This is a genomic window from Comamonas sp. 14P8.1.4, from assembly GCF_057799285.1.
The window spans coordinates 1-690 of the sequence record NZ_JBYOKN010000037.1 but is presented as its reverse complement, the minus strand read 5'-3'; the positions used below and the strand labels follow the sequence as shown (position 1 = coordinate 690).

Annotated in this window: 1 protein-coding gene; it reads right to left on the bottom strand. The window is 55.8% G+C overall.

The features are described from left to right. Window positions 1-690: flagellin family protein (locus tag AC27VO_RS16520; RefSeq protein ID WP_488667807.1), on the bottom strand; the 690-nt coding region annotated here is incomplete at both ends.

The following is a 690-nucleotide window of genomic DNA, read 5'->3' as shown; positions in this document are numbered from 1 at the left end:
TGCATCAATGGCGCTGTCAATTTGCTTGATGGCTTTCCAGGCACCCGATTGGGTTCCCACATCAACATCATCCAACGTGGCCTTTGTGGCTGGGGAATTGGCAATATCCAGGCCTGTCGCAGTGGCTGCACCGAAATTCGTGGCATCCAATCCGGAAACTTTGACGGCATTGGTCACTTGGTTGCCATTGGCATCCGCATGGGTGTTGCCGGACACAGTTTTCACCGACAAAATGCCGCCGTCATCTTTTTCCAAAAATGCGGTCACGCCAGTATCTGCCGTCAAAGCATTGATACGTGCGACCAGTTCACCGGCACGCTCTTCTGTCGTGCTGGCTGCATCGAACTCACCCAAGTTGTAGTAGGTGGTCGATGCGCCGCTATTCACCGCCAGCGTCACTGCATCCGCAAAGTCGGTTGCTGACACATCGGCTACAGGAGGCACTGCGGTCACCGTACCAAAAGCAGCCGTGGCTTCTGCCACCGTTGAGCTTTTCCAGGTATCGGTCGACAGACCTGCTTTTGCGGCCAAATCTGCTGCTGCCATGGTGTTGATCACGCTGGAAGCGGATTCACCAAACTCAGCCTTACCCAAGCTGCCCGTCTTGGCATTCGTGATGGAGCCGACGGTGATGTTGTCACCGGCCTGGCTGCCCACCTGGAACACCGCACCAGAGAAAGAGCCATCCAG